Origin of the sequence: uncultured Gimesia sp. (assembly GCF_937910335.1) — a bacterium.
Classification (GTDB): Bacteria; Planctomycetota; Planctomycetia; order Planctomycetales; family Planctomycetaceae; genus Gimesia.
The window spans coordinates 1-25,089 of record NZ_CALEMX010000318.1; the positions used below are offsets into that span (position 1 = coordinate 1).

Below are 25,089 nucleotides of genomic sequence, written 5' to 3' on the forward strand. Positions count from 1 at the left end.
TTTTACACAGTCTGAGGCAACCATTGGAAAAATTTCCGCAAATTGCACAGTCAATCAAAGTAATTCCGCCGCAACGAATCAGAAGCAATCCTGAACTGAAAACAAATAAACTGACTGCCAAACTCGCTTCGGGAACGGTACTGGTTCTGAATTCCCATAAAAGTTTTGATCTGTCATTGGTTCCGCATTCATTACCGACCCCGCGCCGTTTACAGTCTGCGCTCTCCTCGATTCCGGATTCTCACCTTGAAACAACAACACCGAATAAAACAAAAAATATGCATCGCAGTTTGCAGAGAGTCACACATCCGGAAAATATTTCTCTGCCAGAAAAAGCGCGGCCTCTGAAAAACGAAAATGACACACTGCAACGAAATGGTCCCCTCCTGCAACAGACAGCTGCAAGTTTGCCTCTGGTTCCCCATTCTCGGAATTCTCCGTCAGAAGATAAAACGCACAAATCAGATTTTGAAAGTGGATCACAGAAGCAGAATACTTCTGTTTCAATGACTGTTCCCAACATGGAATTGCAGGCTGCTCCTGCATTACCTACTGAAACGATTCAAATTCTGGATGACACCGATTTATCGACTATCGAGGAAACGGAAAACGCAAGTACGTCATTCCTGCCGCAATGGAGTTATTACATATTTTTGGCAGTCATTGCGGGTGTGGTGTGGAAATTTCTTTCCAGAAGATCACAAACAGGCCGCAGGCCAGACAAGAATCATCTCAAACCACATTCGATGTCATCTTCATCCTTTGAGTCGAAAGATCACACCACGAAGATTGCGGATTGGAACTCTTTGCCTCCGATGCCGAAACAATCTCTGCTGGAACAAATCCTGGAAAATAAAATCCCAGTGATTGAAGAGACTCCTCAGATTCCAACGCAAACTTACATTTACGGACGTCACCAATCCAAATCAGTGCGAATCGACCAACAGGGAACTCTGAAAGGACCTCATTTCAGCGGACGAACAAAACATGAAACGAGTGTTCCTCAAATTCAAGAAGCAACAAATTCGGCACCTTTACCCTCCACTCCCGTGCAAACAGATAAAAACCTGAAGGCTGCCGCATTTCGATTTGATCGATCTCATCCAGAGTCTTCAAAGTCTTCCGAGGAAAATCCAACTTTCCATACAACAGCTCGGCCCGCCTCATCGAAAAAAACAGAGGCTGTCCAAAGTGAAACGAGCGTGAATTCCGGGATTCTCGATCGTGTGTTGCAAGCAGTGCAGGGGGTAATGCCTAAATGAGTAGTTCATTAACGATTGGCTCAAGCAGCCTGAGGGTATTACAAAACGATTCTGACCATAAGTTGACGCGTCGATCAATCGAAGCGGTTTACACCGTGATGGAAGATACAAAAGAGAATCGTTTGCTGTTGGAGAAGCTTGCGATCCCTTTCCTCTATTCGGAAGAGACTCTCATCATTCCTGGAGAAAATGCAGGCTCGCTGACGCGATTTTCAAATCGACCTTTGTTTTCACTTTTTTCCAAGGGTGAACTGGTTCTGAATGATCCGGTACATCGACAGTTACTTTCAACCTTAATTCAATCGGTCCTTCCTAAAGCGAGGACCTCCGGTGAGTATTGCTCCTTCATCACACCGGGCACTGATCCCTTATCATCACTCAACAGGCTGGTAGCGCAACTGATTTCATTGCAGGGGTTCACTCCATTGGCAACGACTATTACATTGGCTGCAAGTCTGGCTGCCTTTCGTGCCAGCGCACACTTTTCAGGATATGTTATTTATCTAGGTCATTCCCATTCCGAAATCGGTCTAGTCCACCAGAGTCGTGTGGTCATCCGGAATTCTGTGCCTTATGGCAGCGAATGGATGGATGAGCAATTGGCCAATGCCCGCAAACTCGTTACTAAAAATCCGGAAGGGCAACTGGTTCCTAATTTAGCGGAAGCCAAGGCAGAACGGCTTAACCCAGAGAATAATATCAGTCCCTATCTAACAAGTCATTGCATGTTAACTGGTTGGTATGAATCATTGCTTGACAGTCTGTTAGGCAGTTTTGCTCCACAAATGGAAAGTATGCAGGACTATATTGCAACTCTGGATACACCCCCGGTGGTCTTTCTGGGAGAACTGTCTCTCACCGAAGGGTTTGAAGACTTACTGACGCAGTCTCTGTCTCAGCGAAATATTCGTTTTGACAAACATCAGGTCTCTCTCATTCAAGAGGAAATGTTTTCCATCGACCGCGGCGCACTGTTTGTCGCTGCAATGGAAGAGGAAACCGTCCGTCGGGCCGCTTAATTCTGGCGACTCAATTCCTGAGTTAACTGGTCGATAAAGGTCAGGTAATCTACTTCCAGCGATTTCAGGTTCGTTTTAAATACCTCTGTAAAGTCCCGCTCTCGAGACTCAGCCGAGTATTCTTTGAGAGGATCCCGCTGTGATATTTTTTTCAGATAGCGTGCATACCGCGCAGGTTGAGTTTCCACTAGAAAGAAAGTCAAAGCCCATGCCTCTGCATAGGCATCGAATGTAGATGACTGAAACAGTTTATCTTCTCTGATAAATGACTGTAGCGAATTTTTTTCACGCCGTTTCTGTGCATAATTGGCAAACCAGAGAAGCCGATTACGATTAATTCGTGAGATTGATTTTCCCCGGCCTCCCGTATGAGTCCGCAGATCATCAGATTCAAAAGTGGTTGCCAAGCCTTCGACGACCCAGCGGGGATTTTCGCCTACGCGTGAATGTAATCCTGTGTTAAATGCAACCTGATGCGTGGCTTCATGAATCATAGTATCGCGCAAGGCATCTGTCAGATTTTTACCACTTGTTGAAAGTCGAGAATAGGTAAGTTCATTCTCCTCCCGATCCTGTTCTATACTGGCTGATTTTGTCGCCGTACTTTGATCAAATAAAGCGGTTCGATTTGTGTGCGGGTGATAATATCCCAGCAAGCCCTGACTCGCACGCACACCATCTTTTTTGCAGTAATCATAAAACTGAGTACGGTCAGGGAAAATAATTGTCACCATCAGAAATTCAGGAGACTTGACCTGATATCCTCGTAACGAAAAATAGTGGGAAAATGACTGATAGAGATCTTCAAACACACCACCATAAGCTTTGGCCTTACCGCGTGGCGCACAAATCAAGTAATGTCTGGTTGAGATCACTTCAAATAAAGGGCCAAACTCTTTTTGTAACTGGAGCTTCATTTTATTGAGAGGCAGCCTTTGAAATTCCGTTGCGACACGCCGAAACGAAGTCACTTTTTTCAAAGGAATCTCGGATAACATACCAGCCTGGTCCATCATCCAACTCACATCATGATTATGAGCAATCGATTTTCCAAGATAGACATCGTTACTCGTTTTGATCTCGATCAGAGAGGGTGGCTTGGCAAAGGCAGAGTCTGCTGGCAGGAGATAAAGACTGACCCCAGTCAAGCAAAATAAGATGGTACGAAAACAGGTTAGCATCGAGGTCGCCTCGGTTCAGCATACAGATTCGTGGAGTTCCGCTCCATAAAGAGTTCTCTCTCTATAGTTTAACCCCTGCTTTTGAGCGTGGTTCCAGAATTCAGGATCTACCAGCAATCTGTGGTTTAAACAGTAGGAATTGACTGGAACGTACCGGTTATTATCAACAGGTAGATTGAATTACCCGTTGATCCCAGTGTTTATCTCCTCGAAGTTTCGGTTACAATAAAGTAGTAGTTGCATCGCTGATGTTAGTTTATTTTGTTGTTTTCAGTTTGATATGGAAAGATCCCTGTGTCACGTGTCTGGTTTCAGTTAGGAATCGTCATACTCTGTCTGTCCTGGTTACAGACAGTAGGGAAATCTGATTCCGATCCACGGCCAGCTCAGATTCCAAATCAGAAGCAAATCCAAAAGCAAATTTCGGAATTGATTCTCAAACTGGATTCGAATCAGCGTAAAATCCGACAGCAGGCTGAAGTTCAGTTGGTAAAACTGGGAAAACCTGTTTTGTCATTGCTACCCCCTCCCGAACTCATTTCGAGTAATTCGGTAAAAGAAGCCCTGCAAAGCGTGCGACTTCAAATAGAAAAACGGGCAGCGAAAGATTCTATCAAAGCCTCCCATGTCAATTTGAAAGGTACATTCTCACTGAGTCAAATTTTGATCGCGATCACTCAGCAGACGGGAAATCCACTCGACTCAAAAAATTTGCCCGAATCCGTTTTAAAGACGCGCATCGATGTAAATTATGTAGAAGTCCCCTTTTGGAAAACCATTGATGATCTCTCTCAAAAACTAACTCTTTCGTATCAGGTCAGGGGTTCCAAAGGACTTTTGCAGCTTCAACATGAGACTGAAAAGCGATCTGTTTCGACAACGGATAAATCGAAGGTTTGTATTCAGGGACCGTTCCGGATTGAAATCGTAAACATTCAGAGAAGACCTCTCATCGGAAGTTCGAACCGGGAATTACTACGTGCCACATTTCTGATCCAGGTTGAACCACGTTTAAGGCCTCTGTTTCTGAGTTATGCAGCCGACGAACTCAAAGCGACTGGAGACTCCCAGATCAATCTACCCGCTTTCAATCGCTACGCGAAGTATGAAATACCCCTGGGAGAAGGAGGTCAGGATTTAAAATTTACCATGCAATGGATCAGGGACAGTCAACAACGCATCAAGACAATCGAGATTCAGGGACGACTGGTAATGGAACTGGCCGCCGAAACGCTGCCTATCACGTTTGATGATCTCTTTCAATCACAAGGTGCAATTCGTCGACGGGGAAATATTACCGTCGAATTAGTTAAGGCAGAAAAAAAAGAGCTCGACTCTACTCAGAATCTGAATATTCGCATCTCTTTAAGTTATGATTATGGTGGTCCTGCATTCGAATCGCACCGTACATGGATCTACCACAACCGGGCTTACCTGCAAAATGCACAAGGCAAAAAATACTGGTTGAATGGATCCTCTCAAACAACCCTGGAAAGTGCCGGCAAGATCAGTGTGCTGTATCAATTTACTGATCTCCCCCTAAAGCAGGTCCGTTATCAATTGACTTACCTGGCTCCCACCCTGATCACCGCTGCTCCCATTGAGTTTCGGTTCGAGAAGATCTCGTTTCCCGCAGAAGTCACAGAAAACAACTAAAGTGCCCCCGCCACTCAATTTTGATCAGCTAGTGATATTGCTTCCTGCTGAACTCGCTCGACCATGCCAAACAGACCATTTTTTCTTTGTGAGCTGAGATACTTATCAAGTTGTAGTTGTGAAAAATACTGTTTGACATCAATTTGCATCACTTCTTCGGGAGTCTTGTGGTTATAAATCGCTAACAGTACGGCGATTAATCCTTTTACAATGAGGGCATCACTGTCTGCAATAATCTGGAGTTCTTCTCGTTCTCCCACCTTCTGCAAGCCAGTCGTCAGCCAAACCATGCTTTGACAGCCATGCACACGGTTTTTTTCCGTCTTGTCTGAATCGGTCATGGGTGGTAGTTCGAACCCCAGATCGATCAGAAAGTCACAGCGTTCTTCCCAGTCGTTCAGAAACTCAAACTCTGCCAGCAATTCTTCAATACTTATCATGTTATTGGTCATATTTTGAAGTGATGAACTTTGATCTGATTTCATTAGAGTATTTCCAAAGGTGGTGTTATCGGATTTTCAAGTAATGAGCGGGCAATTTCAATCGCGGTCGTCTCAGCCATCTTTAACAGATGTGTTCGAGATTCCGAACCTTCCTCGACTAACTGAGCGATCTTACCCATATCAGATTTTTCACGGATTTCGGCATTCATAGGTAATTCACCCAAAAAGGGAATCTGTAATTCTTCGCCCCTGGCTTTGGCTCCTCCCCGTCCGAAAAACTCCCCGGACATATTTTCTACAATCCCCAATACTGGAATTTTTACCTGTCGAAACATCTGCACTGCTTTCACCGCGTCTAATAATGCCACTTGTTGAGGCGAACAGACAATAACAGCACCGGCCAGGTCGAGTAACTGGGACAAAGTTAATGAAACATCGCCTGTTCCCGGAGGCATATCGATAATCAGATAGTCAAGCTCTCCCCATTCGGTATCTTGCAGAAACTGAGTGATCGCTTTGTGCAGCATCGGACCTCGCCAGATGACTGCCTGATCGGGCTCGACAAAAAACGCCATCGACATCACTTTTAAACCTCCCGCCTCAACGGGAATAATTCGAGTTAATGTCTGACCATCTTTACCCTGAAACTCTTGAGCCACTGGTTTTTCTTGCGTTCCCACCATATGTGGAATACTGGGCCCGTAAACGTCAGCATCGACCAGTCCCACGCGCGCACCAAACTGCTTGAAAGCATACGCCAGGCTTGCTGCTACAGTACTTTTTCCAACTCCCCCTTTACCAGCACCGACGGCAATAATATTTTTTACATTCAGTCCCAGTCGTCCTCCGGACTGTTTTCCCCTGATATTGGTGCTGTATTCTATTTTTACATCCTGGTGTTCGGGGAAGTGGTCCTGGATGGATTTTTGAATCAGCTCCGACAACTCGGCCTGTAGCGGATATGAGGGAACAGGCAACTCAATTTGCACATTCACTTCTCTTGAATCACTAACCGTAGCCGCTTTTAAAAACCGTGAGGATGATAATGTTTTATTAAAAACAGGATCGACAAGTTCTTGTAGACAGTTCTGTAGATTCATTTCATTAATTTCTGAATTACCCATCAGTTTGTTTTGCTCTCTATTACGACGATATTGATTCGTGTTTCAGGAAATTCAGAACTTCCTCTCAAAACCAGATGGACCATCTGAAAGGTTTTCACGCTCTGAACAATGACTTTTCTTAATGCAAGTTGCCAGTTTATGACTGAGTTATTCATCTCAATAAACTTGAACGAAAATACCAACGACATATTTTTGCAATTCTCTCTGGTTCCAACCTGCCAACCTGCAAATGAATGACGCCTAATTCTCGTAATGCCCATTCCAGGTTCAAGAGAGGTTCTTCCGAAAAAACGATTAAGGGAAAAGAACTCTTTGGATCCTGACATCTTTGTAAAAACTGCAAACAAACCTGCTTCCCGATACTCAGGTCAATCATCACGATCAGTTCTTCCGCATTTGCACGAAGACAATGCTGAAACAGATTGACTTCTGATGAAAACCCACGAATGTTCCAATCCGTTTCATTTTCAAACTGCCATTGAAGCTCAGAAACGATATGTGTCCGCTCTTCAAGAACAAACACCCTTCTCATAACAACCCACCCGGATTAGATAGACGGCCATATACAAATGCTACATACCGCGGAATCATGTCTGACTTTATTTCAATCGTATACATGCCCGTCTTGAATACAACTCACACAATAGACTCAGATTGTCTCCAGAAGAGATTTTCTAAAATTACTGTTTCAAGAACGAAGCGCCTGATTCTTGATGATTTTATAAATATACATATAAACACTTTTTTTCGCTTTAGATTCAATCTGAAGTCGTTGATTTGTCTCAGGAGGGAAATCAGGGTCGGTATAATCGATACAAGTGAATTTTTGGGCCCCACTTTGGAAGGAGACTCAACAATTTTGTGTTTAACCAAGGACAATTTGTGATTTCTGGCCGAAAAAATAATCAGGTTTACCTTTTTTAATTACGTGAGGATTTGGACTCCCAGGTTGTTTGGGAAACCTCACCCAAATCAACCATGATTGAGTACCTCACGACCGTCCACGAAGCGAATCCTTGGAGATTGCCTAAATGAAATTGTTAAGTTATGTTGCCGCTTTAGCGGTTGTTTGTTGTGCTGGTGTTAATGCTGAAGCCGCTGGCTTCTTGGGTAAAGGATGTTGTGCTCCTGCTCCCAAACCAACTTGCTGTGCCCCAGCTCCTAAAAAATGCTGCACTCCCAAGCCAACTTGCTGTGCTCCAGCTCCTAAAGCCTGCTGTGCTCCTGCACCAAAGGCCTGCTGTGCCCCAGCTCCTAAGTCTTGCTGTGCTCCTGCTCCTAAGTCCTGCTGCAATACTAGCAACTCATGCTGCGGTCACCGCAAACTGTTCAAGGGTAATCTCTTGAATCGTTGCAAAGATCGTTGCGGAAAGATGTTCAACCGTTGCAAAGACCGTTGCCGTAAAGTTAAGGTTCGTTGCTGCAAAGTAAGAGCTCCAAAATGCTGTGCACCAGCTCCAACTTGCTGTGCACCAGCTCCAAAGCCAACTTGCTGTGCTCCATCTCCTAAGAAATGCTGCAACTAATCAGATTTGGGGATAACTATAGTCCCAGCAAATAGGGACTCTGGCCCTATCAGGTCCGAAGGGCAGCTTCAATAATCGTGAACGTCAAGTCCGAGGGAACTTTTCCCTCGGACGGACTTCACAAAATAAATTTTTGAAGCAATGATTCGAAGCACTGGAAAGTCCTGAGCTTTGAAAATTTGAATTTGTAAGATCATTAAATTAAAAAATGATGTCTCTCTATCTGAGAAACATCATTTTTTTTTGTGCGCTCTCCCATATCCAACTCTACTGAAGTCTGGCATCCTTCCAATTCTGCTTTGAAACTTTTAGACTCAACAATGAATTTCATTAATTTTGAATCAATATTGGACCAGAGTGTGACTATATGAAAGTGGATGAATTACTCAAACGATTTGAATGGCAACAAATCCCCAATACTACTGGACGCTTCACCCTTCAAAAACAAGATGCACGAGTGTCCGTAGAATCGCTGCTAGATTCTACGGAAGTGGAAATCAAACAATATCCGTCAGCTCATCCTGAGGAACTGATTCATGTTGTCGAGCTGGAAGATGGTGGGTTGATATCCTATGAACGAAAAGATGCTACTTTCATTCACACGCTGAACTCTCTTAACATGTTCAAAAGAAAACAGTGGGAGTTAGGAATTATCTCATTCAGTCCCCGTCAGGCCCCTGATGTGAATCAGGAAAACCCTTAAAAGATATAGGCATGAATGACATTCCTGTACTCTCGTTCTCACAAATGATTCGAACCACGCGTTTTTCCGAATCTTCTTTCTGGTAAGAGATACAAATATTTAAATATTTAGTATAGCTTTCCTGTTAATCTTGGCTACGATGGCCATGGGCAACCTCAAAAATAATTCATCCCATCGCTTACTGTCCTGTTAAACGAAAGTAACGATGAGGAGAAAGGTGTGCCCAAAGCCATTTGGAATCAGGCATTATTGGCCGAATCTGATGATATCATAACTGTCGAAGGGGATTTCTATTTTCCCTTAGAGTCCGTGAATGGTAGTTTTTTGAAAAATAGTTCTTCGACTTCCAGATGCCCTCATAAAGGTCAGGCGTTTTTTTATGACGTCATTGTTGAGGGTGCCGTGAACCGTGACGCAGCCTGGTACTATCTCGATCCAGAAACCGGCTATGAACAATTGAAGAACCGGATTGCGTTCTGGAAAGGTGTCGAGTTTCTACCATAATTTTGAATTGGGGTATCTGCTCATGTTATTGGCCATACCAGGAAATGAGTTTCTTGATATCTTGCGAACGAGACAAATTCCTTACGCGGCTTCGAAAATGAGGCAAGCCAAAAGCCGGAGAGTACCCATGATGATGGTCGGCAATACTTATTGCTTCATTCACATCATCTGGCAGCAAAGTGGATCTGCCTGATCCAGCGGCAAGCCAACGCGCGATCCACATAATCGCAGGGAACATCAAAGCCAGATGATAAAAACCTTCGACAAGGTGAATGTCATAATAAGCCGCGCCAAAAAAATGAAGCCCCTGAATTTTTACGCGGTAATACCGGATAAACAGCTTTTCACATTCCGGTGGTAAATCTCCGAACGGCGCTTCCAGTGACGAGAAGGGAACTGCTGAAAAACGATCTTGTAATCGGGGAATTTCACCGCGCCCGGATGCGAATTTCAATGCCGACATCAACAGGGAAAGTCGCCTCATCATTCCCCTGGAATCTTCGGCGAATGTATCTTTTCTCGCGTACTGAGCTGCCAGTAAACGAAATTGAATCGCTCCCATTCTGCTGGGAGCAGTTCGGCTTAAATCCAGGTCGTCGGGAAGTTCGTGAACCGTGGCCTGGCCAATCAAAGCCAGGAATTCATCCATACGTTGACCGCGAATGGTATCAAAGCGGGATTGTTCGATTAATTCCGTCCAGGCAAGGGCTCGTAACAGGTTGATCATGAAACGAGAATCAGGAGCCGCAAATAACTGATCTAAGGCGTCGACTACTTTTAATGTATCTGGCCATCCCAGGGATTCCGTCGCATTGAGTCCAGGGGCTGAAGGTGTTTTATAACGTTTTGGAAGTACTTGATCAGCTATTTTTCGAATCACCTTTGATTGCTGATCAACGGGCTTCCCCAAATTTGCTACCGCCGACGGGCAACTGAATCGTAAACTGACAGCCACTTCGTTGCCCGCAGGGTGAAATGCATAAGGATAAACCTGGCATGCCAGCGGCTTCGCCGGTTCGCCAAATTTGGCATGAATGCGGCATAACCCTTTTTCGTCCAGAAAAATGCAGGAACCATCTGGCTGATGAGCTAACCGATACCGATTGCTGACGGGGGAAAGTCCCATTTTCACAAACACAGGCTGACCCGGGGGAATGGATGCATCCTGCTCCCAATGCTGTTTTTCAATACGCTCTTTTTCTTCCGGTGTGACTTCGATCTCATGCTGCTTGCAACAACCGCCACAGTTATGACAAGTCCAGTTCTGGATCGTAGGAAGTTTCAATGGAGGCGATGACATGTGAAATCTTTGGTGTAAACAACTTTTTACGAGAAAAAGACAGTTAATTATTGTAAAGATTACAAATCTGAAACGCAAAGAACCTCAGTTATGATATTTCTTGCCAAGATTTCTGGCTGAGGGGTGAGAATCCCTGATTCGGTATAGACACATATTGAAGATTCTCTAAAATCCCGCTCGCTTGTTGAATAGACGATTGTTTTTGTACCCATCTCCCCGCAGAGATATATTCACATCAATCCCCACTTTATGTGAATCAAAAACGCTCGAAACTTTCCTTTCAGCAGGCACCCGTCCATAGATTTTTCCCTTACTGTAGATCATCTATCTCTTCCGGGAAATCACTTGGAACTTTAAGGACCCTAACATGTCGACACGATCTCTATTTCATATCAGCTGTTGCACACTGCTGGGCAGCTTGCTCACCGGTTGCTTTTCTCACCATCAGTATCCTTACGGCGGTACTTATCCCGGCCCCTATGGTGCACCGGGTCCTTACCAGATGGCGCCTGGAAATGTTCCTCCCGGCACTTACGAGGTTCAGCCCAATCTTGGTCAGCCTGTTCCAACCCCTCAGGGAGGACAGCCTGCAACGGGATCATCCACGTACAATGATGCCTTTCCCAACAATACTAACAAAACCAATTACGATGGCGTAGATTCCCAATGGACACAGCCCGTCAATCGAAGTCCCAATACGGGAAACGTCAACGAAACTCCATTCGGTGCTAATCCGACTGCTTCGGGAATTAATACCAATCCGGGTAGTGGCGTGAATAATAACCCATCCGGAAATCAATCTGTTCCCACCTATAAAGACCCCAATGACAGTGCGAAACCCAAGGATCAGTTCCTTGAAAATAAAGATCCGTTTCCCAGTACTCCTCAAAATTCCTTTCCGGGAAACGCGGATGATCAATTTGAAAGCAATAAATCAATACAACCGCCAAGCGGTAATTCAACACAAATGAATGATCAATTTACTCCTCAAAACAGTAGTAATGATCAGTTTGAAAGTAACGCTAAGGATCAGTTTCAACAGAATGACAATGAAGGCTTCAGCGTTCCTCGGCCCGTTCAGGAATCAGTTCAACAGCAGGGTTTTGAAAGTAGTAATGACAGTTTTGAGACAAACCCGAAAAAATTTCAGCCGAATCCCAACGACACTTTTGAAGCCAACCCGCTCGACAATTCTCAAAAATTCCAACCTCCTGTCAAAAGCACTCCCGGAAATGATGACGTTTTTGGACCGAACAGCAGTTTGAGAAAAAATCCCTCGTCCCAAAAAGTCAGTCATGCGAATCACCAAACCCGCGCCTCTGGACCTCAACTTGTCAAATCAGATTCGTTCATGACTCCTGCAAAATTCCAGGCCGCCTCGTTTGAACTACCTGCTGATTTCAGTAATCAAACCTCAAGCGCGCAATCACCTTCTCCCTTCAGTTATGACAAACAACAGTACCGCTGGTTGCGGGGAGTTATTGAATTCGATGAACAGGAAAAACATTGGAATATTACCTATAACGCGACTCCCGATAAAACAGATAAATTTGGTGGAAACATCGTGCTAATTGACGAAGGAAAATTAAATCCTTTTAAAAATGGAGATGTCGTTCTTATCGACGGCAAGATTGATGGTTCCCGTCAGGATAAAATGGGAAAACCATTCTATCTCATTTCCAAAGCACAAAAATTAGTTCCCAAAAAATAACCATGGTACCTACCGTTTTGTTTCACCTTACATATTGCCCGATTACCAAAACGTGTTGAAAACCCATAATCTGTTCTTACAAACTTCCAGGCCCTGACTCAGGGCTTTTTTTACGTCTTGACCCAACCAGGGTCGAAGCGGAACTTTAGATAGATCCACGAATCACCGGTCACAACGAACATGCTCTCAGTCAGTCGTGTCTTTCTTGTATGCATGCGGAAACTGCAGATGAGAGCAGACAGATTTCCGATCAGCGCCCGATTTCGCTTGAGCCCTTTTCATTATGAGGTTTCGTGCTAAAATTCCTGTAGAACAGTATTTACGTATCCCTAATGTCTGAAGCAGGCAATGATGGTAGCCAATATCACTTCAATTCGGCACGATTTCCCGATTCTCAATACGAAGCTCCCCAATGGGCGGCCGCTTGTTTATCTTGACAGTGGTGCTTCTGCGCAGCGCCCCAGATCAGTCATCAACAAAATCGCTGAGATATACGAGCATTATTACTCCAACGTGCATCGTGGTGCCCATCAATTAGGCGATCGGGTGACATCCGAGATGGAAGCCTCTCGTGCCCGCATTCAATCATTCATCGGCGCCAGCTTTCCGGAAGAAATCATTTTCACATCTGGTACAACGATGTCCGCAAATCTGGTGGCTCAGACCTGGGGGCGCCATTTTCTCAAAGATGGCGATGAAATCATTTTGAATGTAATGGAACATCATGCCAACTTCGTTCCGTGGCAGGAAATTGCCAAAGAACGTGGCGCAATTCTCAAGTTCATCCAACTCACGCCGGACGGACGTCTGGATCTCGATCACTATCAATGCCTGCTTTCTCCCAAAACAAAACTCGTTGCCGTCACCGGCATGTCGAATGTGCTGGGAACAATCAATCCTGTTCAAGACATGGCACAGCAGGCTCATGAAGTTGGCGCGCTGATCTTTGTCGATGGAGCCCAGAGCGTGTCTCACCAGCCTGTGAACGTCGTTGAAAGTGAAATTGACTTTCTGGCGTTTTCCGGACATAAACTATTTGGCCCGTCAGGTATCGGCGTGTTGTATGGACGAAAAACACTGCTGGAATCAATGCCCCCTTTTCTGTTTGGCGGCAATATGATTTCGGAGGTGACCTGTGAGAAATCCACCTATGCCCACATCCCGGCTCGGTTTGAAGCCGGCACGCCTCCCATTACTGAAGCCATCGCACTGGGAACTGCCATCGATTATGTAACAGAACTCGGATTCGATACGATCATGGAACAGGAATCCCTGCTCAGCCAATATGCTCTACAGAAATTACAGGAAGTACCCGGTTTACAGATTTATGGTCCCCTCGAACTGGAACAGAGGGGATCCATTTTCAGCTTTAATATTGAGGGTGCTCACCCGGAAGATCTGGCCACACTGTTAGATCGAAAAGGCATCGCTGTCAGACACGGGCATCATTGCACGATGCCCTTGCACCAGCATTTAAATATTGCCGCCAGTATCCGGGCCAGTCTCGCGTTCTATAACACGACGGAAGAAATTGATGCGCTGATCGATGCTCTGGAGTTTGCCAGACAACGTTTGCGGCTTGCCTAAACTCTTCAAAGCCGATCCCAAAAAAGCCGGCCCCAAATATCCGGGAAGTCATTACCAGACGTAAAAAAAGAAACCGACGCAGAACGCCGGTTTCTTAATGTTTCGAAATGCTTTCGCAATTTAGTCAGTGAGACTAGATTGGTTTAACATTTTCTGCTCTTGGACCTTTTTCGCCGCGTCCTTCAGTGAACGATACTCGTTGTCCTTCGTAAAGCTGCTCGAATGTTACTCCTTCGAGGTTTGACGAGTGGAAAAACAAGTCATCGCCAGTTTCGGTGTCGATAAACCCAAAACCCTTTTGTGTCACTTTCTTGATTGTACCTTCAGCCATCTTTGATTCCGATTCCTAAAAAAAAAATTCTCTACGACGTCTCCCGAAATAACTGAATTCAGGCTTAATCAGCCGCAGAGCTGTATTCTAACGGCTGATACTCAGAACACAAGCAGCCTGGCAATTTTTTCAGTAATTCAATGTTTTGATGGGTCAGCATCGTCACAAGAAATGGAGTCGTTTTCTTAGTTTCCCGCAATACCATTGACTGTTTCCCTAATTTAATTGAAGCTGTCAAAAAATGATCAGATGGTGCGACTTCAATGCGAATCATCCGTGAAATGGCCCTCCTTTTCTATAATCACATCTTCACAATCGACGATTCCAATTGTAAAATGAGGGAAATCACAGCGATTGGGACGCCCTAAATAAAGATGATCGTTTAATAACTCACGGATCGAAGCAGATTCTTTCAAAGCTCGTCTGAATTCCCGGATCTAACTACTTGACAACTGTACCCAAACGTCACACGATGATAATAGTCCCCTCATTATCAAAGTTGATTCTCTGTTTTCCTTTCAGAAAGCGAGTACACATGCGGTTTTCTCGCCCTGTTACTTCTGCGTTATTCACTTACACGGCGACGCTTATCGTTCTGATGTTGTCGCTCTTTTTTCTTGCGCAGGAAACGTCGGCTCAAAAACGTAAGTCCAAGCTCAACGCCTTGCCTGCGAATCCTGTCGAAGCAGCGGCACTGGAGTTTGCTCTCTCTGCAGAAGAGCTCAACGCACTGATCGGGAAAAAAGCAGATCTCCTGACATCTAACGGCAAAGAAGAAACAGGTATTGAGATCACGCGTTTCTATACAGGGCGGGATAAAAGCCAGATCAAAACAATGGAATTCAAAGGTGAAAATGCCAGCCGTCCCAAAAAATTATTCGCGACAAAATTGTTTGAAATGAAAGTTGATGAAAAAACCTACCGTTTCCTGTATCTCCCTTCTCGCAAAGCGGCTGTCCTCGAAGATACCGGCAAGAGAATGGACGCCATCCGCGATAAACTTACAACGTCGAATCATCTCTTATGGAAAGATACTACCGAGGAGGATCAGGAATCCTACGTTAACGAGCATAAAGAATTTCTCCAGAAAGTCGGCCAGCATTTCAGTTCTTTAAAGATGAGCTTTTATGAAACGAAATATTTTCTATTTTACACCGACATGCCCGCCCCGCAGGTGAACCCCTATCTGATTCAACTGGATAAGATGAATGAACTGTTGGGAAAAGCGTTCGGCTTCAAACCGGGTCACAACATCTGGCGCGGCAAAGCAGTCATTGTGGCATTCATGTCAGAAGCCGCCTTCCTGGAGTTTGAACGAAAGTTTTATGACCGTACAGAGGTCCCGGGTACCGTTGTAGGTCTCTGTCACTCTCACGGTGATGGAAAGGTGATCGTTTCCTGCCATCGGGGGAATGACCCTAATTTCTTCGGTGCGGTACTCGTGCATGAAACCGCACATGGATATATTCACCGTTATCGCAGCACCGTACATATCCCGAGCTGGATCAACGAAGGCATCGCAGACTGGGTTGCCATGATGGTGGTCCCTTCCTGCAAAGAAATTCAGCGTCGACAAAAACAGTCGGCCCTTCAGTTACGTCAGACACAAACATTTGGCGGCCAGTTCTTTTCCGCCGATCAAATCGGCAGCGCACAATATGGAGCCGCCAGTGCTATGGTTCAACTTATGCTCAAAGCGGGTCCCGAACAGTTCAAACTATTCTTCAATGGCATCAAACCGAACAGTTCAAACTATTCTTCAATGGCATCAAAGACGGCTTAACCTGGCAAGACAGCCTGCTACGCGCCTACGGATTGACAGCCGAACAACTCTGTCAGGCCTACGGGAAATCGATTGGAATCCCGTTATTAAGACCTTGATCAACGAAGAGACATCAGCATAAATCAGAGCGACGAATTGATTCGATGTAGAACGAAAATAAAGCATTAACTCAGAGCAGTGTTAGTCACAGGATAGCCATTCTCTGCTTGCCCGCACGCTAATTGGGAACACGTACTCATGATGTGGCTTCGTTTATTTGCTGGAAAACAAGAGACAAATCAGCCATCATGGCTTTGGATTCACTTCCGTAAATTTCTGGTTCTGCTTTTGCTGGCGGCTGTATTTTGCCTTGTGCCTCTTGGTATAAAGGGCTGGAATAAGAAATCGCTGGTCCAAAACATTCGTAGCCACGGTGGTACAGTTCAGTTCGGCCATGGCAACTGTAAGTTTGGAATTTGTTCGATATCCCACCCGAAACTGGAAGTGATTACAGGGGCCATCAGATATATTTCTTCTCCAAATTCAGCAGACATTCCCATTAATGATGAATTCATCGAATCGCTCGGTAATCAACCGCATTTAACAATTCTTAGTTTAGGAAGCCCCGATAACCCCGCGGCCATCACAAACCAGGGTTTTGCCGCTTTGGCCCAATATCCCCTTAACTCGCTCACAATTACCGGCGGTTCCATTACTGATTCCGGTTTGAAAACTCTGGGAAATATCTCAACACTTAAATATCTTTCGTTACATAATATAGAATTCTCCATCGAAGAACCTGAGTCTGCTCTTGCGCTGCAAAAATTAAACTCTCTGAAGGTTACAGATCCTCATATTACCGAGCGTGGCCTGATTGTACTGGCAAACACTCCGCTTTCTTATCTCATAATTTCTGACAATTCGATTTCAGATTCAGCTCTCGTTGAACTGGCAAAAGCTCCTCTTCAAATTCTTAGTATTACTGGCGGTTCAATCACGGATTCAGGATTCAACGAATTGGGGAATTTTTCGACTCTAGAAAATCTCAAGCTTTATGATTTAGAATTTACCGGAGAACACTTTCACCGTGCTTCTGCAATGAAGAACTTAACACATATTTATCTTAGCGGTTCAAAAATCACCAATTCGGGTTTAGAAAAACTATCTTCTTTCCCCAGATTGGAATACATCAATATTATGAATACGTGTGTAAGTGGTGACGGTTTACGTCATTTATCAAAATTTAAAAAACTATCAAATCTCTGTATCGATAATACAAAGAACAACGCGGATTCCCTCCATCATCTGGAAAGTATTAAATCGCTTAGTATGCTGTGTATGGATGGAAAATCAACCACCGATGCCCATCTGCAACAGATCACCTCTCTTCAAAGCGTCTGGTTTCTGAGACTGGTAGATTCACAAGTGACAGACCAAGGTCTGATCCCGTTAGCGAACATGAAAAACTTGAGGCATTTGTGTCTTGGAAACACACCCTTTTCAGATGAGGGTATAAAAAATTTGACTCCGATTAAAAGTTTGGGATATCTTGATTTATCAAACACCAACATCACCGATCAGGCAGTCGAAAGTCTGCTTCAATTCCCTGAGTTTGAAATAGTTAGAACCTATGGCACAAAATTATCAGCAGCCGCAATTGAATCACTGCGTGATTTGGAAATCGATGTCTATACTGATAAACCTCCTTATATTTCAGAATGAACTGATAGAGGGTGCGATTTTACACTGGGAAAACATCGATGTTAATAAATCGAATCTTTGCTGGAAAACAAAAGAAAAATCAGCCATCACGGTACGGGTTTAACCTTCGCAATGCTTTGGTTCTGCTTTTGCTGGCCGTAGTGTTTTTCCTGGTTCCGGTTGGACTAAATGCCTGGCGAACCAAGACCTTGGTGGAAACCATCCGCAGCCATGGCGGGAAAGTCTCAGTTCCTAGACCTTCTATGTGTTTCAATGGCTACTGCGTGACACTGCCTTCAAAATTAAGTGGAGTAGCGGGGACCATTGAATCGATCGAACTTGAAAATTCGGAAGAATACCCCATCAATGACGAATTCATCGACTCTCTGGGATATCAACCAAATTTAATCGATCTTTTTTTATGGACTGAAAAATTACCTTCTGGCATTACTGACCAGGGGCTTGCTAAGTTGACCAAATATCCTCTTCGATGTCTTATGATTCCAGGAGGCTCTGTCACTGATTCAGGCATCAATGTGCTTGAGAAAATTCCAACGCTGGATTGGCTTGCTCTGCATGATGTAGATTTTACTGGAGAAAATTTTCACTGTGCCCCAAAAATGAAAAACTTAAACGATCTTCATTTATCCAATTCAAAAGTTACCGATGCAGGTCTGGTAAATATTGCGTCCATTCCCAATCTGACTCGACTATCCCTCAATGATAATTGTATCAAAGGAGATGGTTTACACTATTTATCAAAATCAAAAAAACTATCCGGCCTTACTCTAGACAATTCTAAAATCAAAGCCGATACCCTCAATCATCTGGTAAAAATAAAATCACTGCGTTATCTGAGTTTAAGGGGTGAATCATTTGACGATTCACATGTGCTGCAGGTTGCAAACGTGAATCAGCTCGAGTATCTAGTGCTGAGTGATTCGCAAGTGACGGATCAAGGGGTAATTCCACTCACCCGCATGGAAAATTTGGAACAACTTTTTCTGACGAATACACAAGTCACCGACGAAGGAATTAAAAAACTGACCCAATTGGAGAGTTTGATGAAACTGGATTTGTCAAACACGCTGATAACAGATCAGGTAAAAGAGAGCCTCTTAAATATTCCACAACTTCACAGGGTGAATGTCAGTGGTACAAAACTGTCCGCTGCCACGATTCAGTCCTTGCGTGATTCGGGCATCGAGGTAATGACGTCTCAACCCGGAAATCTTCAATAATCGATCCTCAATCAAAAATGCCATTTCTTCCTGACACCGCCATTCCCAATCGGTTTCTAATCCCCTAAACTAACTTGACCTTACTCAAACAGTAAAAGAAATGTCGATTCAAGGATGATCAACTCATGTCAGACAGCACACAGGAAGTGGGCGGCAAAAATATTCGGGTTCTGGCGGCGGGATTCGTTGGTAATATTCTGGAATGGTATGACTTCGCCGTTTACGGTTTTTTTGCCCCTACGATTGGCAAACTTTTTTTTCCCTCTGACAATCCCACCACCTCATTGATCGCCGCCTTTGGTGCTTTTGCCGCTGGTTTTTTGATGCGTCCTGTCGGCGCGGTTTTGTTTGGTCATATCGGTGACCGGATGGGACGAAAAAAGGCGCTTACACTTTCCGTGATGTTGATGGCGATCCCGACGTTACTTGTCGGACTGCTACCCACACATGCCGAAATTGGTATCGCGGCGGCGGTACTGATGGTGTTGTTACGCATGGTGCAGGGAATTTCTGTCGGCGGCGAATATACGAGTTCGTTCGTGTTTCTCGTTGAACATGCCCCACCCGAACGTCGCGCCTTTTTTGGATCGTGGAGTATGATGGGGGCTACTTGTGGAATTTTGCTGGGCTCTGCTGTCGGTGCGTTGATCAATACATTCACGACGGACGAACAACTACTGGCCTGGGGCTGGCGACTACCATTTATCTCAGGAATTCTGGTCGCGTTCGTAGGATACTTTATCAGGCATGGCATTCCCGAACAGCCGATCTCAAAAGAAGCAACCGACCCGGAAGCCATGTCGCCGCTCAAAGACGCATTCACCAACCATCGCAAAGAGATGCTTCAGTCAGCGGGTCTGAATATGATGAATGCCGTCACGTTTTATACGGTCTTTATCTATCTGCCGACCTGGCTTGTAGACGAAGTCGGCGAGACCACCGCGGAAGCTCTCGACATCAACACCATCAGCATGGCGGCGTTAACGGTTTTCGTTCCCATCGCTGCCATCCTGGCCGATAAATTTGGACGCAAACCATTCCTGCTAATCGGGTCAGCGGGAGTGGCACTCTTGTCTCCCACGTTACTCGGATTAATGCATCATCACAATTTCGCCATGATTCTTACCGGACAAATTAGTTTCTCATTACTCGTCGCCTGTTTCGCAGGCGCGATACCGGCGACGATCACCGAATTGTTCCGACGTGGCGTGCGGGTGAGTGCCGCCAGCGTCAGTTATAATTTACCGTTCGCCATCTTTGGTGGAACCGCGCCGATGGTCGCCGCCTGGTTGCTGAAAGAAACGGGCGACCCACTTTCCATCGCCTGGTATCTCTCCGGCATCGCTACCATATCATTTTTCATCACGCTCACAATCAAAGAAACCCGTGGCACATCGTTGGATGAGTGATAGGTCTTGGATGAACATCTTGTAGTAAATCGTAAGTCGAAATATAATCCTCAACGAATCAGATCCGTCAGAAAGATCATTTATCACAAAGCGAGATTAAAATGATTAGAAAAATAGTTGTGACTATGATTGCTGCAATTTTCTTTTATTTGTTTTCATTCTTAGTTGTGGTTTCTGTCACCATGCAACCTTCCAAAGATTTCAAAACCTGTGAGAGCATTCATAATCACTTTGTCCGAATAGACAAGATTCATATTATTTACTCCCCTATTTTTCAGGCAATGCATCACAAAAACACCCTTGTTAATACTTTTGGAAAGATCTATTCCACAGTAGGTAACCGTAATGATATTTTCGTCTTATTCTTTTTGTACGAAAACCCAGGTATGGATTTAAATATTCAATGGCCTCTAGAATGAAATTGATGCTCCCAGAATCAATATAAACAAGAAGTACAGGCCACGAAATTTTTTGATCTGAAGACGATTATTTCAAAAAATGGGTAGTCCGGTTTCCGCGGCGAATTTCATTTTCTGTCCTTTGTTGAGCAGCACGTTTCCGCCTTGCTTTGCCTGCAGTATGAATTGCTTCAATTGCCCGTCGAAATAATCTTTGCCTGCTTGCACGCGTGCAAAATGAGTGGCGATGGTCGCGGCATCCAGAGCAAAATCGTAGAAGGCGACTTCGTCGATGACGCCGTTGAATGGTTCGCGGCCTATCAGGCTTTCGCCTTGCCCTGAAATCAGATTGCCGATCACTGCGGGAGTGGGGCCGCCGCTGATGATCATTGTTCCCACAGGAAATTGATGGCTCATTCGGCGAACGCCATCGATATAGATGGCTTTGACGCCGGTCCAACTATTATACGTTGCTGCGATATGATGCGGCTTGCCATCGCGCAATTCTTCCAGTGTCGGGCGGCCTGCTTTGCCGTCCAGGGGCAGATCCATTTCATTGTAGCCGACCCCCGACAGATATAGTCCAAACGAAAGACAGGGGCCTTTTTCGACAGAGGGAATTTGTGTCTGTCCGGCATTGTCATCATTTTGAAAGCTGAGCAAAATCCGATAGCTGCCATCTTCTTTACGGAAGATTTCGTCATAATCGAAGGGCGTTTTTTTCTGATGTGACTCCGTCGTCTGCCATTCGGAAAGCACCAGTGCTTCCAGCGTGATCCCAGTCGAAACCGAATAATCGCCGGTGCCCACGTCTGTCCCGCCTCCATTGCCTGCCAGCAGACTGGCATCGGGACGGTTATTAAATCGAACGGCCCCCTTGCCGATTAAACCGGAGATCCGCTTTGCATTTTTTCCGGCACGAATCGGGCTGCCGACAATCGAATCAGTAAGGGGTTGCATTTCAGGTTGATCGAAGTTCCAGAAAAAGCGGGGCAGGTGACCGCGTGCTTTCACTTCGACCTGCCCATCCAGCACATGCACGAAGGTCTCCGCCGCCTCATTCACACTGACTTCATATTCCGTGCCTCGATCGATCAATTCGACACTGGGAGTTTCCAGAGTGAATGGGGCTTTCGAGTCGGTCTTGTGGGTGGAAAGGGAACCGGAAAAGAGTGTTCCCTGATTTTTGTGTTCCATGCCAAACAGAGCCGGGCTGGCTAGAGAGATATCGGCGCCACCAGAAAAAGCGAAGTCCACATTTCCGGAAGTCAGTTTGACCGTTCCCGGCTGGAAATGATCTGTTACCGCCGGATGTTTTCCCAACAGCTCCCAGGTCGCCTGCATTGCATCATGTAGGGTGGCGACCTCTTCAGGGGGTGTTGTGTTTTCGTCAAAATAATATTGAGGATGACTCTCGGCGATTTGAGTCGGCGTTGTCGGTTGTTGATCTACGGGGAAAAACAAATAAAGCTCCAGAGCGCACAAACAAGTGACAAGACAGACTGCTGTCACCAGAGAGCGTCGAAACAGACGACTCTCTGCAGGCCGCGCAGTTTGCTGCTCTGCTGGCTCTATGACATTTGGTGTGAACGGAGAATCGTGAGCGGACATTATGCGCGTACTGGCGGTACCGGCCAGGCCGATATGCAGGAATACAAAATTCAAATACTGCCCGCGCAGTTCAGGAAAGTCTGTCAGCAGACGTTCCAGAGTTTCCATCTCGGATTCTGTAATAATGCCCGAACACTGTGCGTCGGCCAGTTCCAGCATCTGCTCGGGAAGAGTTTGTTCTGGTTCAGTCATCAAGACATCTCACTCGAAAGGCGGCGGTTCACACAATCAAATAAAACTTTCCGGATTTTCTTGATCGTTTTATATATGGCGTGCGAGGAACATTTCCAACGTTCGGCAACTGTGGCTGCGGTTTCCTGATCTCCGTAATAGGCGTCGATCAGTTCACGCTCGCGGTCATTTAATTTCTGTAAACAGTTCGTCAACGCCAATTGGCGCTGACTCAGATTTTCAAGCATACCAGTAGCATCTTCCGCTAATTCGGACACCAGCGTGTCACTGAAGATCAAACGTTTATTCCGAAACTTGCGGCGGTATTTTCTGACCTGATTAAAGGCAATGCCATTCGCCCAGTTCAAAAAACTGCGTTCCTGATCAAAGCGGGGAAATTCTTTCCATAGGATGACACATGTTTCCTGAAAGATGTCTTCTGCCGCTGTCACATCTAACACGAGCGATAGAATATAGCCAAAGATCTTGCGGTCTTCCCGTGAAAACAGACGGAAAAATTCTTCGCTTTTCATGGGATGATTCAGATCGTCACTCATTGGGAAGTTTTGTTTTGCATTCAGAGAAGATTTTTCTGGGAGACATGCACAATATGGCTCTACAATAGTATTTGGCGCCAGACCTCTGCGATTGGTACCATAAAACCATGAAATTAATTGAAAACTCAAAAAAACTGTACTAATTCCCAATTCAGCGCGCCATATACCCATGTAGGCAAAGTGTCTTCCGCAACAGATAACGGCCCCCGTTAATCAAATAATTTGATATTATCCCCAAAAAGTGTTCTCCTACCTTGAACAGAATAGAAAAAGCGAACATGTTGTTTTTCACCCCTCTGAAATGGAAATTGACGTTATCACTTTTTTCCCTGTGCTGGTTCCTTTTTTCATCATCGACTGTCGCAGACGAGTCTACTTTTGAAAAGCAGGTCGTGCCCATTCTGCAAAAACACTGCATTGAATGTCATAACGACAGCACAAAAGACGGTGGTCTCTCGTTGGAAAACCACAAAGGTTTAAACGCAGGTGGCGAGAATGGTCGTGTGTTGGTCGCCGGCGCTCCCGATGAGAGTCTTTTGCTGGATTATGTGATCGGCCCGGATCCGGAGATGCCCAAAAAAGGTAAAGCCTTAACAAAAGCAGAAGTGGAAACACTGAGACAATGGATCAAAGAGGGCGCGACATGGCCGACTGGTTTTCAAATTCGCGAAGCACAACTTTCAAAAACCGACTGGTGGTCGTTCCAGCCTTTAAAGCAACCGGCGGTGCCACAGCTCTCTCTGTCTGATAAGAAATTGATTCGCACGCCCATTGATGCGTTTCTGCTGGCTCGGTTACGAAAGAACGGTCTTTCGTTTTCTCCCCTTGCAGATCGACGTACTCTTATTCGGCGCCTGTATTTTGATTTGATCGGCCTACCTCCCACGCCGACGGAAATTTCGAAGTTCGTCAACGATCCGAATCCACGTGCCTATGAAGGGCTGGTTGATCGGCTGTTGGCATCGCCTCGCTATGGAGAACGCTGGGCACGTCACTGGCTTGATGTTGTGCATTATGCTGATACACATGGTTACGACAAAGATAAACTTCGCGAAAATGCCTGGCCTTATCGGGACTATGTCATTCGCGCTTTAAATGAAGATAAACCCTACACTCAATTTATTCAGGAACAGATCGCCGGCGATATCTTGCAACCCCATTCGCCCGATGGTGTGCCTGCCACCGGTTTTATTGTGGCGGGTCCCTTTGACTGGGTAGGACAGATCGAAATCAATGAAAAACTCATCGAGAAAAAAATCACGCGAAATCTGGATCGGGACGATATGGTGGCCACCGTCATGAACAGCACGGTTAGCCTGACCGTTCAATGTGCCCGCTGTCACAATCATAAGTTTGATCCGATTGCACAGGAAGACTATTACGGCCTGCAAGCAGTCTTCGCGGGCATCGACCGAGCTGACCGCGATTATGAACCGAATGCAAAGTCGGCCCGCAAGCGAAAAGCATTAATGGCATCTCAAAAAAAACATCTGCAACAAAAGCAGGCTCTCGAAGCGAAAATCCGCGAGCGCGGCGGGAAATCGCTGGTAGAACTGGAAGAACAGATTGCAGAAGCCTTCAATGCGAAAAAAGGACAAGGGGTTGAATACGGTTATCACAGCCAAATAGAAAAATCAGACAAAACGAACAAATGGGTACAGCTCAACTTCAAACAGCCGATCACTGCCGACCGAATCACACTGATGGCCGCCTATGATGATTACAATAAAATCGGAGCGGGCTTTGGTTTCCCTAAACGATTCAAACTGGAAATTTCAGATACCGCTGATTTTACAGCGAATCAAACAATCATCGCGGACCACACACAGACAGATTATCCCAATCCGAAAACGCGACTTGTAATCTTCGATTTGAAAGGCCAAAGCTTTCGA

Annotated in this window: 21 protein-coding genes; 12 read left to right on the plus strand and 9 right to left on the minus strand. The window is 45.3% G+C overall.

What is annotated here, in order from left to right:
* Together Q0668_RS12685 and Q0668_RS12690 are read left to right on the plus strand one after the other, a co-directional pair.
* The coding region (locus Q0668_RS12685) for a hypothetical protein (RefSeq protein ID WP_298865140.1) at positions 1 to 1,262 on the plus strand (1,262 nt) is incomplete at its 5' end.
* Positions 1,259 to 2,281: a hypothetical protein gene (locus Q0668_RS12690; RefSeq protein WP_298865142.1), complete on the plus strand. Its 1,023-nt coding sequence runs from the start codon at positions 1,259 to 1,261 to the stop codon at positions 2,279 to 2,281. The genes Q0668_RS12685 and Q0668_RS12690, both read left to right, overlap by 4 nt.
* Here the strand turns inward: Q0668_RS12690 and Q0668_RS12695 are convergent.
* Positions 2,278 to 3,462: a DUF1570 domain-containing protein gene (locus tag Q0668_RS12695; protein WP_298865144.1), complete on the minus strand. Its 1,185-nt coding sequence runs from the start codon at positions 3,460 to 3,462 to the stop codon at positions 2,278 to 2,280. The genes Q0668_RS12690 and Q0668_RS12695 overlap by 4 nt on opposite strands.
* A gap of 294 nt (positions 3,463 to 3,756) precedes the next feature.
* Here Q0668_RS12695 and Q0668_RS12700 point away from each other — a divergent pair, with 294 nt between their 5' ends.
* Positions 3,757 to 5,118: a hypothetical protein gene (locus tag Q0668_RS12700; protein WP_298865146.1), complete on the plus strand. Its 1,362-nt coding sequence runs from the start codon at positions 3,757 to 3,759 to the stop codon at positions 5,116 to 5,118.
* A gap of 14 nt (positions 5,119 to 5,132) precedes the next feature.
* Here Q0668_RS12700 and Q0668_RS12705 read toward each other — a convergent pair whose 3' ends face one another.
* From Q0668_RS12705 to Q0668_RS12715, 3 genes are all read right to left on the minus strand, one after another.
* Complete coding sequence (locus Q0668_RS12705) at positions 5,133 to 5,603, minus strand: SufE family protein (RefSeq protein WP_298865148.1); 471 nt, start codon at positions 5,601 to 5,603, stop codon at positions 5,133 to 5,135.
* Complete coding sequence (locus Q0668_RS12710) at positions 5,603 to 6,661, minus strand: Mrp/NBP35 family ATP-binding protein (RefSeq protein ID WP_298865152.1); 1,059 nt, start codon at positions 6,659 to 6,661, stop codon at positions 5,603 to 5,605. Before Q0668_RS12710 ends, Q0668_RS12705 begins: the two co-directional genes overlap by 1 nt.
* A 1,069-nt stretch (positions 6,662 to 7,730) precedes the next feature.
* Positions 7,731 to 7,979, minus strand: a complete 249-nt coding sequence (locus tag Q0668_RS12715) for a hypothetical protein (protein WP_298865154.1) — start codon at positions 7,977 to 7,979, stop codon at positions 7,731 to 7,733.
* A 599-nt stretch (positions 7,980 to 8,578) separates the two neighbouring features.
* On the opposite strand from Q0668_RS12715, the gene Q0668_RS12720 reads away from it, so the two are divergent.
* Both Q0668_RS12720 and Q0668_RS12725 read left to right on the plus strand, forming a co-directional pair.
* Positions 8,579 to 8,914: a hypothetical protein gene (locus tag Q0668_RS12720; RefSeq protein ID WP_298865156.1), complete on the plus strand. Its 336-nt coding sequence runs from the start codon at positions 8,579 to 8,581 to the stop codon at positions 8,912 to 8,914.
* Positions 8,915 to 9,133: 219 nt separating this feature from the next.
* Complete coding sequence (locus Q0668_RS12725) at positions 9,134 to 9,418, plus strand: DUF427 domain-containing protein (protein ID WP_298865159.1); 285 nt, start codon at positions 9,134 to 9,136, stop codon at positions 9,416 to 9,418.
* Between the two features lie 25 nt (positions 9,419 to 9,443).
* Here Q0668_RS12725 and Q0668_RS12730 read toward each other — a convergent pair whose 3' ends face one another.
* On the minus strand, positions 9,444 to 10,718 hold the full coding sequence (locus Q0668_RS12730; protein ID WP_298865162.1) for a YkgJ family cysteine cluster protein: 1,275 nt from the start codon (positions 10,716 to 10,718) through the stop codon (positions 9,444 to 9,446).
* Positions 10,719 to 11,085: 367 nt separating this feature from the next.
* Between Q0668_RS12730 and Q0668_RS12735 the strand changes: the two genes are divergently transcribed.
* Together Q0668_RS12735 and Q0668_RS12740 are read left to right on the plus strand one after the other, a co-directional pair.
* The gene (locus Q0668_RS12735; protein ID WP_298865165.1) at positions 11,086 to 12,429 is read left to right on the plus strand and encodes a hypothetical protein; all 1,344 of its coding nucleotides are present in this window, start codon (positions 11,086 to 11,088) and stop codon (positions 12,427 to 12,429) included.
* Positions 12,430 to 12,780: 351 nt separating this feature from the next.
* Entirely contained in the window at positions 12,781 to 14,016 is a 1,236-nt protein-coding gene (locus Q0668_RS12740; protein WP_366918899.1) for a cysteine desulfurase, read from the plus strand.
* Between the two features lie 133 nt (positions 14,017 to 14,149).
* Here Q0668_RS12740 and Q0668_RS12745 read toward each other — a convergent pair whose 3' ends face one another.
* Both Q0668_RS12745 and Q0668_RS12750 read right to left on the minus strand, forming a co-directional pair.
* Positions 14,150 to 14,347 (minus strand): cold-shock protein, encoded by a 198-nt coding sequence (locus Q0668_RS12745; RefSeq protein WP_298865170.1) that lies wholly within the window; start codon positions 14,345 to 14,347, stop codon positions 14,150 to 14,152.
* Between the two features lie 64 nt (positions 14,348 to 14,411).
* A complete protein-coding gene (locus Q0668_RS12750; RefSeq protein ID WP_298865173.1) occupies positions 14,412 to 14,621 on the minus strand; it encodes a hypothetical protein in 210 nt (69 codons plus the stop codon).
* A 261-nt stretch (positions 14,622 to 14,882) separates the two neighbouring features.
* Here Q0668_RS12750 and Q0668_RS12755 point away from each other — a divergent pair, with 261 nt between their 5' ends.
* The 4 genes from Q0668_RS12755 (at position 14,883) to Q0668_RS12770 (ending at position 20,460) form a co-directional block, all read left to right on the plus strand.
* Positions 14,883 to 16,130, plus strand: a complete 1,248-nt coding sequence (locus Q0668_RS12755) for a hypothetical protein (protein ID WP_298865176.1) — start codon at positions 14,883 to 14,885, stop codon at positions 16,128 to 16,130.
* Positions 16,131 to 16,457: 327 nt separating this feature from the next.
* On the plus strand, positions 16,458 to 17,831 hold the full coding sequence (locus Q0668_RS12760) for a hypothetical protein (protein WP_298865180.1): 1,374 nt from the start codon (positions 16,458 to 16,460) through the stop codon (positions 17,829 to 17,831).
* Between the two features lie 38 nt (positions 17,832 to 17,869).
* On the plus strand, positions 17,870 to 19,051 hold the full coding sequence (locus Q0668_RS12765) for a hypothetical protein (protein WP_298865182.1): 1,182 nt from the start codon (positions 17,870 to 17,872) through the stop codon (positions 19,049 to 19,051).
* 125 nt (positions 19,052 to 19,176) lie between these two features.
* Positions 19,177 to 20,460 (plus strand): MFS transporter, encoded by a 1,284-nt coding sequence (locus Q0668_RS12770; protein WP_298865185.1) that lies wholly within the window; start codon positions 19,177 to 19,179, stop codon positions 20,458 to 20,460.
* A gap of 491 nt (positions 20,461 to 20,951) precedes the next feature.
* Here Q0668_RS12770 and Q0668_RS12775 read toward each other — a convergent pair whose 3' ends face one another.
* Together Q0668_RS12775 and Q0668_RS12780 are read right to left on the minus strand one after the other, a co-directional pair.
* Positions 20,952 to 22,661, minus strand: a complete 1,710-nt coding sequence (locus tag Q0668_RS12775; protein WP_298865189.1) for a LamG-like jellyroll fold domain-containing protein — start codon at positions 22,659 to 22,661, stop codon at positions 20,952 to 20,954.
* The gene (locus Q0668_RS12780; protein WP_298865192.1) at positions 22,661 to 23,197 is read right to left on the minus strand and encodes a sigma-70 family RNA polymerase sigma factor; all 537 of its coding nucleotides are present in this window, start codon (positions 23,195 to 23,197) and stop codon (positions 22,661 to 22,663) included. The genes Q0668_RS12775 and Q0668_RS12780 overlap by 1 nt, the downstream gene beginning before the upstream one ends.
* A 278-nt stretch (positions 23,198 to 23,475) precedes the next feature.
* Between Q0668_RS12780 and Q0668_RS12785 the strand changes: the two genes are divergently transcribed.
* Positions 23,476 to 25,089, plus strand: a 1,614-nt coding sequence (locus Q0668_RS12785) for a DUF1549 domain-containing protein (protein ID WP_298865194.1), incomplete at its 3' end; no start/stop codon positions are given.

What these genes read in the sequence shown, in the direction of transcription:
- Q0668_RS12735 (WP_298865165.1), top strand. Translation starts at nt 11,086, where the DNA reads ATGTCGACACGATCTCTATTTCATATCAGCTGTTGCACACTGCTGGGC.
- Q0668_RS12740 (WP_366918899.1), top strand. Translation starts at nt 12,781, where the DNA reads ATGGTAGCCAATATCACTTCAATTCGGCACGATTTCCCGATTCTCAAT.
- Q0668_RS12765 (WP_298865182.1), top strand. Translation starts at nt 17,870, where the DNA reads ATGTTAATAAATCGAATCTTTGCTGGAAAACAAAAGAAAAATCAGCCA.
- Q0668_RS12745 (WP_298865170.1), bottom strand. Translation starts at nt 14,347, where the DNA reads ATGGCTGAAGGTACAATCAAGAAAGTGACACAAAAGGGTTTTGGGTTT.
- Q0668_RS12695 (WP_298865144.1), bottom strand. Translation starts at nt 3,462, where the DNA reads ATGCTAACCTGTTTTCGTACCATCTTATTTTGCTTGACTGGGGTCAGT.
- Q0668_RS12710 (WP_298865152.1), bottom strand. Translation starts at nt 6,661, where the DNA reads ATGAATCTACAGAACTGTCTACAAGAACTTGTCGATCCTGTTTTTAAT.
- Q0668_RS12770 (WP_298865185.1), top strand. Translation starts at nt 19,177, where the DNA reads ATGTCAGACAGCACACAGGAAGTGGGCGGCAAAAATATTCGGGTTCTG.
- Q0668_RS12750 (WP_298865173.1), bottom strand. Translation starts at nt 14,621, where the DNA reads ATGATTCGCATTGAAGTCGCACCATCTGATCATTTTTTGACAGCTTCA.
- Q0668_RS12780 (WP_298865192.1), bottom strand. Translation starts at nt 23,197, where the DNA reads ATGAGTGACGATCTGAATCATCCCATGAAAAGCGAAGAATTTTTCCGT.
- Q0668_RS12705 (WP_298865148.1), bottom strand. Translation starts at nt 5,603, where the DNA reads ATGAAATCAGATCAAAGTTCATCACTTCAAAATATGACCAATAACATG.
- Q0668_RS12755 (WP_298865176.1), top strand. Translation starts at nt 14,883, where the DNA reads ATGCGGTTTTCTCGCCCTGTTACTTCTGCGTTATTCACTTACACGGCG.
- Q0668_RS12720 (WP_298865156.1), top strand. Translation starts at nt 8,579, where the DNA reads ATGAAAGTGGATGAATTACTCAAACGATTTGAATGGCAACAAATCCCC.
- Q0668_RS12730 (WP_298865162.1), bottom strand. Translation starts at nt 10,718, where the DNA reads ATGTCATCGCCTCCATTGAAACTTCCTACGATCCAGAACTGGACTTGT.
- Q0668_RS12690 (WP_298865142.1), top strand. Translation starts at nt 1,259, where the DNA reads ATGAGTAGTTCATTAACGATTGGCTCAAGCAGCCTGAGGGTATTACAA.
- Q0668_RS12775 (WP_298865189.1), bottom strand. Translation starts at nt 22,661, where the DNA reads ATGACTGAACCAGAACAAACTCTTCCCGAGCAGATGCTGGAACTGGCC.